This is a genomic window from Nocardiopsis sp. FIRDI 009, assembly GCF_003386285.1.
Lineage (GTDB): Bacteria > Actinomycetota > Actinomycetes > Streptosporangiales > Streptosporangiaceae > Nocardiopsis.
In genome coordinates this window covers 215,214-228,718 of the sequence record NZ_QPNC01000015.1, presented here as the reverse complement: position 1 = coordinate 228,718, position 13,505 = coordinate 215,214, and the positions used below count along the sequence as shown (strand labels likewise).

The 13,505-nt window shown below is 71.5% G+C and carries 14 protein-coding genes and 1 tRNA gene; 9 read left to right on the top strand and 6 right to left on the bottom strand.

Annotation, left to right across the window (positions count from 1 at the left end):
* Positions 1-258: 258 nt before the first annotated feature.
* Positions 259-1,323: a D-alanyl-D-alanine carboxypeptidase family protein gene (locus DVR05_RS12940; RefSeq protein WP_198659155.1), complete on the top strand. Its 1,065-nt coding sequence runs from the start codon at positions 259-261 to the stop codon at positions 1,321-1,323.
* Positions 1,324-1,418: 95 nt separating this feature from the next.
* Here the strand turns inward: DVR05_RS12940 and DVR05_RS12935 are convergent, their stop codons facing one another.
* From DVR05_RS12935 to DVR05_RS12920, 4 genes are all read right to left on the bottom strand, one after another.
* Positions 1,419-1,823: an MscL family protein gene (locus DVR05_RS12935; protein ID WP_116246110.1), complete on the bottom strand. Its 405-nt coding sequence runs from the start codon at positions 1,821-1,823 to the stop codon at positions 1,419-1,421.
* An 81-nt stretch (positions 1,824-1,904) separates the two neighbouring features.
* Positions 1,905-2,558: a Flp pilus assembly protein CpaB gene (gene cpaB / locus DVR05_RS12930; RefSeq protein ID WP_116246109.1), complete on the bottom strand. Its 654-nt coding sequence runs from the start codon at positions 2,556-2,558 to the stop codon at positions 1,905-1,907.
* A gap of 120 nt (positions 2,559-2,678) precedes the next feature.
* Positions 2,679-3,029, bottom strand: coding sequence for an FmdB family zinc ribbon protein (locus tag DVR05_RS12925; RefSeq protein WP_116246108.1), 351 nt, complete (start codon positions 3,027-3,029; stop codon positions 2,679-2,681).
* Positions 3,030-3,198: 169 nt separating this feature from the next.
* Positions 3,199-3,855: a 5-formyltetrahydrofolate cyclo-ligase gene (locus DVR05_RS12920; RefSeq protein ID WP_116246107.1), complete on the bottom strand. Its 657-nt coding sequence runs from the start codon at positions 3,853-3,855 to the stop codon at positions 3,199-3,201.
* A gap of 172 nt (positions 3,856-4,027) precedes the next feature.
* Between DVR05_RS12920 and galU the strand changes: the two genes are divergently transcribed.
* From galU to DVR05_RS12885, 7 genes are all read left to right on the top strand, one after another.
* Positions 4,028-4,999: a UTP--glucose-1-phosphate uridylyltransferase GalU gene (gene galU, locus DVR05_RS12915; RefSeq protein ID WP_116246106.1), complete on the top strand. Its 972-nt coding sequence runs from the start codon at positions 4,028-4,030 to the stop codon at positions 4,997-4,999.
* Positions 5,000-5,123: 124 nt separating this feature from the next.
* On the top strand, positions 5,124-6,353 hold the full coding sequence (gene glp / locus DVR05_RS12910; protein WP_116246105.1) for a gephyrin-like molybdotransferase Glp: 1,230 nt from the start codon (positions 5,124-5,126) through the stop codon (positions 6,351-6,353).
* A gap of 160 nt (positions 6,354-6,513) precedes the next feature.
* Positions 6,514-7,023 carry a cyclic pyranopterin monophosphate synthase MoaC gene (gene moaC / locus DVR05_RS12905; protein ID WP_116246104.1) on the top strand — a complete coding sequence of 170 codons (510 nt, stop codon included), beginning with the start codon at positions 6,514-6,516 and terminating at the stop codon, positions 7,021-7,023.
* Positions 7,016-7,534 carry a molybdenum cofactor biosynthesis protein B gene (locus DVR05_RS12900; protein ID WP_116246103.1) on the top strand — a complete coding sequence of 173 codons (519 nt, stop codon included), beginning with the start codon at positions 7,016-7,018 and terminating at the stop codon, positions 7,532-7,534. Before moaC ends, DVR05_RS12900 begins: the two co-directional genes overlap by 8 nt.
* 248 nt (positions 7,535-7,782) lie before the next feature.
* Positions 7,783-8,502 (top strand): GNAT family N-acetyltransferase, encoded by a 720-nt coding sequence (locus DVR05_RS12895; RefSeq protein ID WP_116246262.1) that lies wholly within the window; start codon positions 7,783-7,785, stop codon positions 8,500-8,502.
* A gap of 397 nt (positions 8,503-8,899) precedes the next feature.
* A complete protein-coding gene (locus DVR05_RS12890) occupies positions 8,900-9,613 on the top strand; it encodes a hypothetical protein (RefSeq protein ID WP_116246102.1) in 714 nt (237 codons plus the stop codon).
* Between the two features lie 67 nt (positions 9,614-9,680).
* A tRNA-Ala gene (locus DVR05_RS12885) sits at positions 9,681-9,754 on the top strand.
* A 99-nt stretch (positions 9,755-9,853) separates the two neighbouring features.
* On the opposite strand, the gene DVR05_RS12880 is transcribed toward DVR05_RS12885, so the two are convergent.
* Positions 9,854-10,666 (bottom strand): class I SAM-dependent methyltransferase, encoded by an 813-nt coding sequence (locus DVR05_RS12880; RefSeq protein ID WP_116246101.1) that lies wholly within the window; start codon positions 10,664-10,666, stop codon positions 9,854-9,856.
* Between the two features lie 492 nt (positions 10,667-11,158).
* On the opposite strand from DVR05_RS12880, the gene DVR05_RS12875 reads away from it, so the two are divergent.
* Positions 11,159-11,761, top strand: a complete 603-nt coding sequence (locus tag DVR05_RS12875; protein WP_116246100.1) for a TetR/AcrR family transcriptional regulator — start codon at positions 11,159-11,161, stop codon at positions 11,759-11,761.
* Between the two features lie 43 nt (positions 11,762-11,804).
* On the opposite strand, the gene DVR05_RS12870 is transcribed toward DVR05_RS12875, so the two are convergent.
* The gene (locus DVR05_RS12870) at positions 11,805-12,524 is read right to left on the bottom strand and encodes a response regulator transcription factor (protein WP_116246099.1); all 720 of its coding nucleotides are present in this window, start codon (positions 12,522-12,524) and stop codon (positions 11,805-11,807) included.
* Between the last annotated feature and the right edge of the window lie 981 nt (positions 12,525-13,505).

Below are 13,505 nucleotides of genomic sequence, written 5' to 3'. Positions count from 1 at the left end.
CGGTGGGTGCGGGGGTCGTCGCCACACGCCGTTCTGACCAGGGATGACGCCGAACGTCGGAGTGGTCGGCCAGGTGGGGTCGCACAGACCGGGCCCGGTGGACACCGCTCGGCGTTTCGGCCTCGTGTGTCCGCATGTGGACATGTAGTACGTTGCGATGCGGCCACGTTAGGTGTTCGACGACATGCAGGCGGAGGATCATTCGTGCCGTTCATTTCTGATTCGGCGCGGCGGGGCTCCCGCGCACCGGGGAACGGGATGCCGACCGGCCTCGCGGAGTCGCACCGTGGTCTGAGGTGGCCCCTGAGGTCTCTCACGCTGCTGGTGGTGCTGGCGTTCCTGGCGGTGTCCGGGGTCGTCGGCGGGCTGGCTCCCGCGACCGCGCAGGAGAACGACCTGGCGCAGCTGCGCGAGCAGAACGAGGCGGCGGCCGAGGCCCTGGAGGCGGCCACCGACGAGTACGTCGAACGCCAGGAGGCCGTGGAGGAGGCCCAGGAGGAGCTGGTCGAGGTCCTCCACGATCTCCAGCAGACCGAGATCGAACTCCGGGAGATGCGCGAGCCGCTCGCCCAGCTGGCCAGCACCCTGTACAAGCAGCCCGGCGGCGGGGTGCTCGCGACCCTGGCCTCGGGGTCGCTGGAGGAGGACCTCCAGACGCAGTCCTACGCGGCCAAGATCGCCGAGGACAACCAGGCGCTCATCCAGGACGCCACCGACCTGCGCGAGGAACAGGTCCAGCTGGCCAGCCAGGCGCAGGAACTCCAGACCACCACGCAGCTGGAACAGGTGGAGCTGGCCGCCGAGGTCGAGGACCTGCGCGACCAGGCCGAGGAGGCCACCAACGACCTCATGGAGGAGCTGGAGAGGCTCGGTCTCGACCCCGGCACCTACATGAACCAGGCCGAGTGCGACCCGTCCGCGGCCTCCAAGGCCCAGGGATACCCCAACGGGCAGTTGCCCCAGTCGTCCCTGTGCGAGCTCTACGACGGAAAGTTCCTGCGCGCCGACGCCGCCGCGGACTTCTTCGAGCTCAACATGCGGTACGTGGAGGAGTACGGCGAGAACATGTGTCTCACCAGTGCCTACCGCGACCTGCCGAACCAGTACCGCGTGTACCGCGAGGTGCCGCCGGGCTACGCCGCCGTCCCGGGCACCAGTAACCACGGGTTGGGTCAGGCGCTCGACCTCGGCTGCGGCATCCAGAACTACCGGTCGGAACGGTGGAACTGGATGAACGCCAACGGCCCCGACTTCGGTTGGACGCACCCCGCGTGGGCCAAGTCGAGCCCCTTCGAGCCCTGGCACTGGGAGTACGGGGGCTGATCGGTCTGACCGGTCCACCCCCGGTCCGGTCCCCGTTCCTCCGACCGTCCCGCACCCTGTGGGGGCGGCACGCCGCCGCCCCCACGAGGACGTGGTCAGACGGTCTCCGGCGTGAGCTCGCTGGTGCACTGACCGCAGCGGCTGGCCTTCTTGGGGACGTCGCTGAGGCAGTGGGGGCACGGCCGGGTGGTGGCCTCCTTCGCCTTCTCGAACCGGTCCAGGAGCTTGCCGACCGGCATCACCACGAAGAAGTACAGGATGGCGGCCGTGATGAGGAACGCGATCAGGGCGTCGACGAACGCGCCGTACATGAACCGGCTGCCGTTGATCTCGAAGTAGAGGTCGCCGAAGGTGGGGATCCCGCCGAAGATCCCGATCAGCGGGGTGATGAACCCTTCGGTGAACGCGGTGATGAGGTTGGCGAAGACCGCGCCGATCACGACCGCGACCGCCAGCTGCACCAGGTTCCCCTGAAGCAGGAACTTCTTGAAGCCTTCCATGGAACTGCCCTACGTAACTCGTGTTGTCAGTGAAGCGCGCGATATGGCGCTTGGTCAGCATTCACCACTACCCGTGATCGGTCAACCGCGAATGGTGATCGACAGTCGTGAGGTGGCCGCGTGCCCGGCCAGCGCTCTGGCCTCGCCCGGGGTGGCGGCGATGACCAGCAGCGCCCCGCTCTCCCCGCCGGGGCGGTCCCCGTCCGGCACGGCGAGGACGGGGCGGTCCCCGGCCACCTCCTCCGCCGGTCTCGTGCGCGGTCGGTGCGGATCGCCGTGCCCGGTGGCGGCGAGGACGTCCACCCGGTTGCCCGGGGACAGCAGGTCCACCGCCCCGGCGTCGGCGACCCGGACCGGGACCGCGACCAGGTCGGGGCCGTAGGCGCGTGCGGGGGGATCGGAGAGCCGGGCGTCGGTGATCACCTCGCCCCGGCGTACGGGGGCGTTGAGGAGGCGCCCGGTGGTGTCGGTCCCGGGGGTGAGGGCGCCGCTCGGGACCGTGGGAGAGGGCAGGGCGCGACGGGTGAGGTCGTGCCCGGCGAGAGGCTGGGAGGGGTCGAGATCGCGGGCGGCGACGAGCACCTCGGTGGTGGCTCCCGGCGGGGGCCGGAGCAGGAGGGCCGCGCTGAGCAGCGCGACGGCGGCGAGCAGGGTCGCGATGACGCGTCGGCGCCGGTCGATCAGGCGGATGAGGGCGTGGCGGTGGCGGTGGGGGCGGGAGGGAGCGGTGGCCATGACTCCACGCTAGGGCGCGCGAGGGCGTCGTGGCGGTTGTCCACAGGCCGGATTCCCACCGGGACGGACGGTGCGCCGCCGCGGGTCGGCGGCGCGTTGACCGTCAACGGCCGCGGCGGCTCAGCCGGCCGCGGCGGGGGCGCTGGACGCGCTGTCCGAGCTGCTCTTGGCGGACGAACCGGAGTCGCCGGAGGAGCTCGTCGAGCTCTCGGCCGAGGAGGACGAGGAGGCGTCCGAGCCGCTGTCCTTGCTCTCCCCGGACGCCGAGCCGGTGATGGCGGAGCTGTTGGAGGACGTGCCGCTGTCGGTGCGGTAGAAGCCCGAGCCCTTGAACACGATCCCCACGGCGGAGTAGACCTTGCGCAGGCGTCCCTCGCACTCGGGGCAGACTGTCAGGGAGTCGTCGCTGAAGCTCTGCACGACCTCCATCTGGGCGTCGCACTCGGTGCATGCGTACTGGTACGTAGGCACTGTTCGTGTCCTCCTAAACTGGCACTCTCGCCCGTTGACTGCTAAATAGTAATCGGTCGCCGACCTGGGCCGCGACAGCACCTCTGTCGAACACGTGTCGGGGAGGGCGGAGCCGGGACGGCGGCGTCACCGGGCTCGACCGTCAGCCACAACGTTCCGGCGGTGTGGGTTAATCCCCGTTCGTCCGCTTCGCCCGTCCCCGGGCGTCGGGCCAGACCGGAGCGCCGGGGTCGAAGACACGCAGCCCTCCGCCCGGCGTGACCACGGCGTCCACCGGCCGGTCGTGCGGTTCGCTGGGGACCGACGCCACGAACTCCTCGTCGTGCACCACCGCGATCGAGGGCGTGTGCGGCCCCTTGAGCGCGAGCGCCCGGTCGTAGCAGCCCGCCCCGCGCCCCAGCCGCATCCCCCCGCGGTCCACGGCCAGCGCCGGGCAGATCACCGCGTCCGCCCCGGCCAGCGCTCCGGTCCCGTACCGGTGCCCGGTGGGTTCGACCAACCCGTGCCCGGCCGGGGCCAGGCTCTCGGGCCCGTCGAAGGCCGCCCAGTCCAGTTCTCCCCCGGGCAGGAAGACCGGCAGCAGCACGTACGCGCCGCGCTTCCACAGCGTCGTCACGAGCTTGCGGGTGTCCGGCTCGCCGCCGATCGAGTAGTAGCAGGCGACGGTCCCGCCCATGCCCAGCCACGGGAGGCCCATGAGGGTGTCGCGGACCGCCGACCCCACCCGGTCGCGCTCCCCCCTCCCGCGCTCCCGGCGCGCGGCCAGGATCCGCCGCCGCAGCGCCCGCTTGTCCGACCGGTCCCTCTGTTCGTCCTCGCCGCTCATGGCTCCAGTCTGACACCGGCCACCACCCGCCCCCGGGCCCTCGGCGGGCTACCGGCCACGATGAACACGGGGTGGCGGTTTCTGGTCATTGGTCCGAAACCATCAGGACTTCTCGGCCGGTGATCGCGCGGAGAGACCCCAGGTGGCCGCGGGTCTGTCCTAGAGTGCCGACATGAGTGCCGACACCGACCAGACGCGGACCCGATCCGCCGCCACCTCCGTCACGAAGGCGGTCGTGCCCGCGGCGGGCCTGGGCACCCGTTTCCTGCCCGCGACCAAGGCCACCCCCAAGGAGATGCTGCCGATCGTGGACAAGCCCGCGATCCAGTACGTCCTGGAGGAGGCCGTCGCCGCCCGGCTCCGCGACGTCCTGATGATCACCGGGCGCAGCAAGCGCTCGATCGAGGACCACTTCGACCGGGCCTACGAGCTGGAGGAGGCGCTGGAGGCCAAGGGCGACCGGGAGCGTCTCCGGTCGGTGCGTGAGTCCAGCGACCTGGCCCAGGTGCACTACGTCCGCCAGGGGGAGCCCCGCGGCCTGGGCCACGCGGTGCTGTGCGCGGAGGCGCACGTGGGCGACAACCCCTTCGCCGTGCTGCTCGGTGACGACCTGATCGACAACTCGGGTCTGCTCAGCCGCATGATCGAGGTGCGCGAGCGGCACGGCGGCAGCGTCGTCGCGCTCATGGAGGTCGAGCCCGAACAGGTCTCCCTCTACGGCTGCGCGGGCATCGAGCCCACCGACGAGGAGGACGTCGTCACCGTCACCGACCTCGTCGAGAAACCCGCCCCGGAGCAGGCGCCGAGCCGGTGGGCGATCATCGGCCGCTACGTCTGCGACCCGGCGGTCTTCCCGATCCTGCACGAGACCCCGCCGGGGCGCGGCGGCGAGATCCAGCTGACCGACGCGCTGCGTGAACTCGCCCGGCGCAAGCCCGAGGACGGCGGGACCGTGCGCGGCGTGCTGTTCCGGGGCCGCCGCTACGACACCGGCAACAAGGCCGACTACATCCGCACGGTGGTCGACTTCGCCTGCCGCCGCCCGGACCTGGCCGCCGAGCTGCTGCCCTGGCTGCGGGAGTTCGTCGAGCGGCAGGAGGCCCGCCCGTCGCCCAGCACCGCCCGGGGGGCCGCTTCGCGGTAGGGTCGGGCGCCCTCGGCGAACGGCCTCGTGGCTGGCGCCCGGGTCCATCGTGGTGACAATGGGACGTGGGCTCCCCGCCGGGACGGCTGGGCCGCCCACGTGGACCACGAGCCGGAGGGACCCCTTGAAGACCGTCGAACAGCACGTCAACGACGTCCTCGGACTGATCGCGCCGCCCGAGCCCACCGAGCTCGACCTGCTCCGGGCGCACGGGACCGTGCTGGCCGAGGCCGTCACGTCGCCGGTGTCGCTGCCGGGGTTCGACAACTCGTCGATGGACGGGTACGCGGTGTGCGCCGCCGACCTGGCCTCCGCCACCGCGGACGACCCGGTGAGCCTTCCGGTGATCGCCGACATCGCCGCCGGTGACGGCGGTCCGGTCGCGGTACGTCCGGGGATGTGCGCCCGCATCATGACCGGGGCGCCCCTGCCCGCGGGCGCGGACGCGGTCGTGCCGGTCGAGTGGACCGACGGCGGTACGACCACCGTGCGCGTCGACCGTCCGGTCCGGGCGGGCAACGCCGTCCGGCGGGCGGGGGACGACGTCCGGGAGGGCGCGGAGGTGGTGCGCGCGGGCGTCCGGATCGGTGCCGGGGAGACGGGTGTCCTGGCGGCGGTCGGCCGCCGCACCGTCCGGGTCTTCCCCCGGCCCCGCGTGGTCGTGCTGTCCACCGGCGAGGAGCTGGTCGAGCCCGGCCGCCCGCTGGGCCCCGGCCAGATCTGGGAGTCGAACAGCTACATGCTCGCGGCGGCCGCCCGCGACGCCGGATGCGACGTGCACCGGCACGGCTTCGTCGGCGACGACGCGGCGACGGTGCTCGACACCCTGGAGGGCCTGCTGACGCGCGCCGACGTGCTCGTCACCAGCGGCGGCGTGAGCATGGGCGCCTACGACGTCGTCAAGGAGGCGCTCACCCGCCAGGGCACCGTCGAGTTCACCCAGGTCGCGATGCAGCCGGGCAAACCCCAGGGGTTCGGGACGGTGGGCCCGGACAAGACGCCGATCCTCGCCCTGCCCGGCAACCCCGTGAGCGCCTTCGTCTCCTTCCAGGTCTTCGTCCGGCCGGTCCTGCGCAAGCTGCGCGGGCTGGCGCCGGACCCGCTGCCGACCACGCGCGCGACCCTGACCCATCCGGTGACCTCTCCGCCCGGACGCCGCTCCTTCCTGCGCGGCGTACTGACCGAGTCCGCGCACGGGGCGGACGCCCGGCCGACGGTGGCGCCCGCCGTGCGACAGGGCTCCCACCAGCTGTCGGCGCTGGCGGACGCCGACGCGCTCGTGGTGGTGCCCGAGGACGTCACCGAGCTGCCCGCCGGGGCGGTCGTGGAGGTCATGCGCCTGCCGGAGGGGTGACGCGCCCCGGTCCGGAGCCCCGCACCGTGCCGCCCGGTCCGGAGCGGGCGGCGTCGCCGGAGGCCGCCGACGTGCCGTACGGTCATGGTGGACGCGCCGACGCGCGTCCCCGCGGCCCGGCACGGCCGCGCCCGACGTTCGAATGCTGACGAGGCGACCGATGAGCGACACCCCACGGACGGAGCGGGCCGACCACCCCTCCGGCTTCACCCACCTGGACGCGTCCGGAGCGGCGCGCATGGTCGACGTCTCCGAGAAGCGGGTGAGCACGCGTACCGCCACCGCGACCGGGCGGGTCCTGCTCAACCCGGAGACCGTCGCCGCCCTGCGCGGGGGAGAGGTGCCCAAGGGCGACGCGCTGGCCGTCGCCCGGATCGCCGGGATCCAGGGCGCCAAGCGCACGCCGGACCTGGTCCCGCTGTGCCACCCCATCGCCGTGCACGGCGCCGACGTCGACCTGACCGTGGCCGACGACGGGGTGGACATCACCGCCACGGTGCGCACCGCCGACCGCACGGGCGTGGAGATGGAGGCGCTCACCTGCGTCATGACCGCGGCGCTCGGGCTGGTCGACATGGTCAAGGCGCTCGACCCCGAGGCCGAGGTGACCCGTGTGCGGGTCGAGGAGAAGACCGGCGGGAAGAAGGGGCACTGGAGGCGCGGTGAGTGAGCGCGCCGACGGCGGCCCGAGGATCGTCGTCGTCACGGCCTCCAACCGGGCGGCGGCCGGGGTGTACCCGGACCGGTCGGGCCCGGTGATCGTCGAGCGGCTGCGCGCCCTGGGGTACGCGGTGGTCGGGCCCTGGGTGGTTCCGGACGGCGCTCCCGTGGCCGAGGCCATCGACCGGGCGCTGGACGAGCGGGCGGACGCCGTGCTCACCACCGGCGGCACCGGACTCACCCCCCAGGACCGCACCCCCGAGGCGACACGCCCGATGCTCGCCTTCGAGATCCCCGGGATCGCGGAGGCCCTGCGCGCCGAGGGACGGGCCAAGGGCGTACCCACCGCGATCCTGTCGCGCGGGCTGGCGGGGGTGGCCGAACGCGGCGGCCACCGCATGCTCGTGGTCAACCTGCCCGGTTCGCGGGGCGGGGTGAAGGACGGCATGGACGTGCTGGAGCCGGTGCTCTCACATGCGCTGGACCAGCTACGGGGCGGTGATCACGCACGCCCCGAATGAGACGGAAGAATGACCGGAATCACATCACGGGCATTCCGTCCACAGAGAATTCCTTGACCTCAGTCCGGTTTTCGGTGCGTGACTATCGGAGTTAGGTGGAAACCGGAACTCGGATCGTACGGGTGACGCCCGCCATGACGGACCTCCGGAGTGGAATACTGGGAGAGGTCACCGGTGGTGGGCGCGCCGCGCGTCCCGGAGGGGTCGTGCCCGTGGCCGGTGGCGCCGAGAGGCTCGGAGGGACGGTCGTGTATCGCAGACAAGGGTGGCCCGTCACCCTGACCGAGGGGGCGGTGGCGCTCCGCCCGCTGCGACTGCGGGACGCCGCCGTGTTGCGCGACACCCGGTCGCGCAACGCCGAGTGGCTGCGCCCCTGGGAGCCGACCTACCCCGAGATGCCGTTGCGCACCACCGGGCTGACCCCCTACGTCGCGATGCTCCAGGCCATCCGCAGGGAGGCCCGCCAGGGGCTGTCCATGCCGTGGGCCATCACCTACGGGGGCGAGTTCGTCGGGCAACTGACCGTCGGCGCCATCGTCTGGGGTTCGGCCAGGTCAGCGCAGGTGGGGTACTGGATCGACAGCACCTACGCCGGTCGCGGGATCACGCCGACGGCGGTCGCGCTCGCGGTCGACCACTCCTTCTTCCGCGTCGGGCTCCACCGGATCGAGGCCAACATCAGGCCGGAGAACAGGGCGAGCAGACGGGTCGTCGCCAAACTCGGCTTCCGCGACGAGGGCGTGCGCAGACGCCAGCTGCACATCGACGGCGCCTGGCGTGACCACATCTGCTACGCGCTCACGGCCGAGGAGGTCCCGCACGGTCTGCTGCGGCGCTGGCGCGACCGCGGTCCGTCCGGCCCCTTCCCGGAGCCCGGTTCCGACCCCGGTTCCGCTTTGGGGCCGGAAGACCCGAACGGAGCCCGGGATCCGCGCGATCCGGCCAGCCAGCGCCCGGGACCGAACTGAACGGGGCGGGCCGCGGATGCGTTCGGAGTTCAAACCCTCCTTTACCCAGATCGATTCATTACTTTGCGTTGAATTGGTGCTGCTCTCCGCAGCCGCCTGCTGACCTGCACTTCCTCATCCCGAGGCACGTCGACCGAAACTGAAGGTCCACAATCTTGCGACACTCCGGTCAGAATGTGGCGCATTTATGGACACGGGGTCGTACCGTGCGGAACGTAGACGCATTGACGATGCGGCCGACGCGTGGATATGGCTCACGGGAATCGGCTCCGGGGGGACCGGGGCCGTCGGGGGCGGGCCCCGGAGGGGGAGCGCCCCGGGTTCCGGGGGCGCGGCGCGGCGCGGTGTCGACGAGGTGTCGATCAACGTCCAGTGGCCGTCATCGTGAGGAGGGGTGATGAGCAGCTCTCCTCTGTACCTGGCCATCGTGGTGGTCTGGCTCATCGTCCTCGTGCCGATGCTGTTGCGCAAGGACTCAGTGGACACCGTCCACGAGGACCAGCGTCGGGAGGACGAGTGGGAGGCGGCCGAGGCTCCGGAGGCGTTCGCGCCGGACGGGGACGACGAGCCCCGCGCCGACGGGTACGCGGCTCCGGGGGGCGGTGGGGATCCCGACGCGGAGGAGACCCGGGTCCTCCGGCGCCCCGCGGGCGGTGCGGCCGGAGGCCGACGGGTCCCCGGTGCGGCCCGACCCCACGGGGGCGCCCGCTCCGGTCCCCGCGGCCACGAGGGGCGGCACCGTGGGGCCAGCGAGTCGCGGGCACGGGTCATCGCCCGCAGGCGCCGCCGCACCACCGGTCTGGTGCTGCTGAACGCGGCCACGATCGCGGCGGTGCTGCTCGGTCTCGGGCCGTGGTGGGTCGTACTTCCGCCGATCCTGCTCCTGTCCGGCCACCTGGTCCTGCTCAGGGAGGCCGCCAAGGCCGACGCCGAGCGGATGGAGGCCAGGCTGAGGGCCCGCCGCCGTGCGGCGCTCAGGGCGCGTCAGGCGGCCGAGGGCGAGCAGCGGCGCGAGGCGGAGCGGGAGGCCAAGGTGATCGCCCTGCGCGAGCGTCGTAACCAGGTCTACGACCAGTACGCGGACGCGCATCTCCGGGCGGCCGGGGACTGAGCCGGGGGCGGTGGTCCGCCCGTGTTCGGACCACCGCCGAACTCCTGCTAGTCTTTATCTCGTCTTCGGGGCTGTGGCGCAGTCCGGTAGCGCACCTCGTTCGCATCGAGGGGGTCAGGGGTTCAAATCCCCTCAGCTCCACCGAAGGTCAAGGGCCCCGCTTCCCAACGGAAGCGGGGCCCTTGTCGTGCCGTACGGCGGCGAAACACGGCAACGGGGCCGGCCAGCCCTCCCCGGTGATCACCCCTCCGAGACGGTGTACCGCCTCGCGGCCACCTCGGAGCCGTGGGTCACCCGGATCTTGGACTGGCCGTGCGGGAGTTCCTCCCAGTCGTCCATGAACCGGGCGCGCAGCCCGTACTTCTCGGCGAGCGCGACCAGGGTCGCGGTGCGGTAGTAGAAGTCCTCCCGCAGCACGTGGTGCGCCTCCCCCTCCGTGCGGCCGAAGGTGAAGTCGAACCAGCCGCTCGGATGCAGGATGCGGCCGACGTGGGCGAAGCACTCCTCGATCACCTCGATCGGGGAGTGCGAGAAGACGCTGTGGGCGTGCACCACCGTGAAGTGGGCGTCGGGCAGGAAGGCGAAGGTCAGGTCGCGGACCGGGGTCAGTGTGGGCCGCTTGTCGCGCAGGTCGAACTCGGCCACGGTGTCCTGTGCGGCGAAGAGGATGTCGGGCGAGATGTCGATGCCGTAGTAGTGGCCGGCGTCGAGGTAGCGGATGAACCGCCACCCCGCCCGCAGGTTGCCGCAGCCGATCTCCAGCATCCGGTCCCGCGGTGTCAGACCGTGGGAGACCAGGTAGTCGAACTGCATGGCGCCCAGCGCGAGCCACCTGGCCCGGCACGGGCTGCCGACGGCGGCCTCGGGGCTCCTCGCGGTGTCCGACCGCATCACCGCCCGGTAGTAGGAGACGTGGTCGGGTGAGCGGTACCGCAGCCAGGCGTCGCGTCCGGCCCTGCGGAGGTAGGCCGGGACCCGGCCCGGATGGCGCAGCGCGTAGGCGATCCTGTGGCCCAGCCGTGCGCGGTTCACGGTGAGGTTCTTCCGGGGCATCGTCGTCGGTCCCTTCTGCGGAGTCGTCTCCGGGGCGGTGGACGTTCCGGGCCGCACGCGCCAACCGCCGACCCCGCAGTGGTCATCGGCCTGGAATCACCCACATAAACACAAAGAGTATCTATTCGTGTGCTATGCGTAGGGAAAGGAGTCGCCTTCGCGCGTCCCGGCCCGTCCCCGTTCCAGGACGGGCGGGGTCTCGGGCGTGGCGTGCGCACGGGGCCGGGCCGACATGGCGCGGGGCCCGTCCCCTCGGTGGGGCGGGCCCCGCGTGTCTCCTGGTCCGGGTGCTGTTCCCTCGATACGGGCGGTCTCCGGACCGGAGCCCCGAGTGTCACCGGCGAAGTTGCTATCCCCTGTGGCGGGGCGACCGGGCACGGTTCCAGACTACTGCGCGCTCGATCGCGCTCCCGGTCCCGCGCCCGGCGGGCGTTCCGGCGGTCGCGCGGAGGAGTCTTCGCGGTGGTGACCCGCCACCGTAGAGTTCACCGTATGGCAGACGGATACCACCACGGGAACCTGCGTGCCGCCGTCCTGGAGCGGGCCGCGGAGGTCATCGAGCGGGAGGGGCCCTACTCCTTCAGCCTGCGCTCGCTCGCCGCCGATCTCGGGGTCAGCCACACCGCTCCGCGCCACCACTTCGGCTCGCGCGAGGGCGTCCTCAACGCGATCGCGGTCGAGGGGTTCCAGGTGCTGGCGGAGCGCCTGCGCGCCAACCGCCGGGCGGGGGGCGACTTCCTGGAGGCGGGGGTGGAGTACGTGCGCTTCGCCGTCGAGCACCCCGCGCACTTCCAGGTGATGTTCGCGCCCGCCCTGCTGACCGAGGACGACGCGGAACTGGAGGCGGCCCGGTCGGCCGCGTTCGCCGAACTCACGACCGGGGTGGACTCCGTGGCCGACGACGTCCTGGCGGCCGAGGACCGACCCTCCGCCGTGGTCGCCGGGTGGTCGATCGTGCACGGCATCGCGACCCTGGCGCTGACGGGGAACCTCGACGCCTCCGGCGTGCGGGACCTGTTCGACGACACCGACCTGCTCGCCGTCACCCGTCGGAGCGCGGGGCTGCTCCTCGGCCGACGCGCCCCCCGGGAGTGAGCGGGGGCGGCCGGCGTCCCCGCCCGCCCCGGCGCGGCCCCGATCAGTTCACGTACTCGGCGCGCACGGCGTAGATGGCCGCCTCGGTGCGCGAGTGCACCTGGAGCTTCTCCAGGATGTTGCGCACGTGGTTCTTCACGGTGTTCTCCGTGATGAACAGCCGCTCGCCGATCTCCCGGTTGTTGAGCGAGTGCGCCAGCAGCTTGAGTACCTCGGTCTCCCTCGGGGTCAGCTGCGGCAGCGTCGGAGCGCCGCGCGGGGAACTCTCCTGCTTGGCCAGTTCGGCGAACTCCCCGATGAGCTTGGTGGCCATCGCCGGGTTGATGAAGGAGTGCCCCTTGGCGATGGAACGGACGACGCCCGCGATGTCGGTGACCCCGATCTCCTTGAGCAGGTAGCCCGTCGCGCCCGCCTTGAGCGCGTCGAAGAGGTCGGACTCCTCGTCGCTCATCGTGAGCATGACGAACTTGGCGTGCGGTACCGACTCCCGGATGCGCGGGCAGGCGTCGATGCCGCTCGAATGGGGCATCCGCACGTCCATCAGCACCACGTCGGGCCGGTGTTCGATGGCCAGGCGCACCGCCTCCTCGCCGTCGCCCGCCTCGCTGACCACGTGGATGTCCTCCTCCTCCAGGACCGAGACCAGACCCCGACGGAACAGCGCGTGGTCGTCCACGACGAGGACGCGGATGGGGCTGGTGGGCGCGGGGGACTCCGCCACGGTGGGGACCAGGGCTGGGGGGCTGGAGGGGTGCGGACTCACGACGACGGCCTTCCTTGCGCGTGACAGACGAGAGGTTCCACGTCCCCGCCTCCGTCCATGTGGCACGACGGTGGGGAACGCACCGCCTCAGGAGGGGAGTTTCCACTCTAGGCAGGCTTCCTGCGCTCTACGGCGGAATCACGTGAACCTATCTCGCGGTACCCCGGTCATGTCACCAGAAAACGGGTCCAAAAGCTCTGTTGCGGTCCTGGTCTGCGGTCACGTCGTGGTGTTCTGGTCCTGGAAAAACCTCTCCTTTTATGCGATTTTGTGTATGTCCGAAAATGGGGAGACGGTGTCGGTCCGCGTGGTCGTCCGGTGGTCCTGGGGGTGGGGCGGCAGTGACCGAACGTGGTTCCTGGGGTTGGCGGTGCGGAACGGGATGTGCGGGGGAGGGCGCCCGTGTGAGCGCTCCCATCTCGTGGGCGGACGCGCCGCCGCAGGTATTCGCGACATCCTTCTCCGGGGCTGCGCCAAGGGGCGGCGAATCCGTTTGGGTGCGGACGGTCCGGATCTCGTAGGATCTCGTTTCAATTTTGCTGAATCGGGATCCCGTCTTGCCTGGTCAATGGGTATGAGCTGCCTCCGCCTCCAGAATGGAAACCGCGCTGATCTGCGATGACACGGAGAGTGTCGGCTATTTCTCCAGGAGTGCTGAAACCTTTGGTGGTCTCTCTTCCATGAGAATCCTAATGATCCTTCACGGGACTTGTGTCCGGATGGTTTGATACGCCATCTTGGTCGGTGGGATGGGCTGAAGAACCATACGAAAGGTTGTTGCCATGACCACGCACGCACAGGCCACCCGGGACGTCGGGTGGAGCTGGCAGTGATCAGCCCGGTGCACGGGTTCCGATGAACCCCGGTGGAGGGACTCGGACGGGTCCCTCCACCCCGGTGGCGGAGTCCCGGGCGTGCGTGACCGGCGTGGCCGCTTTGACTTTCGGCGCCGTCGGGTAGGGACATGGTGACGACCCCGGC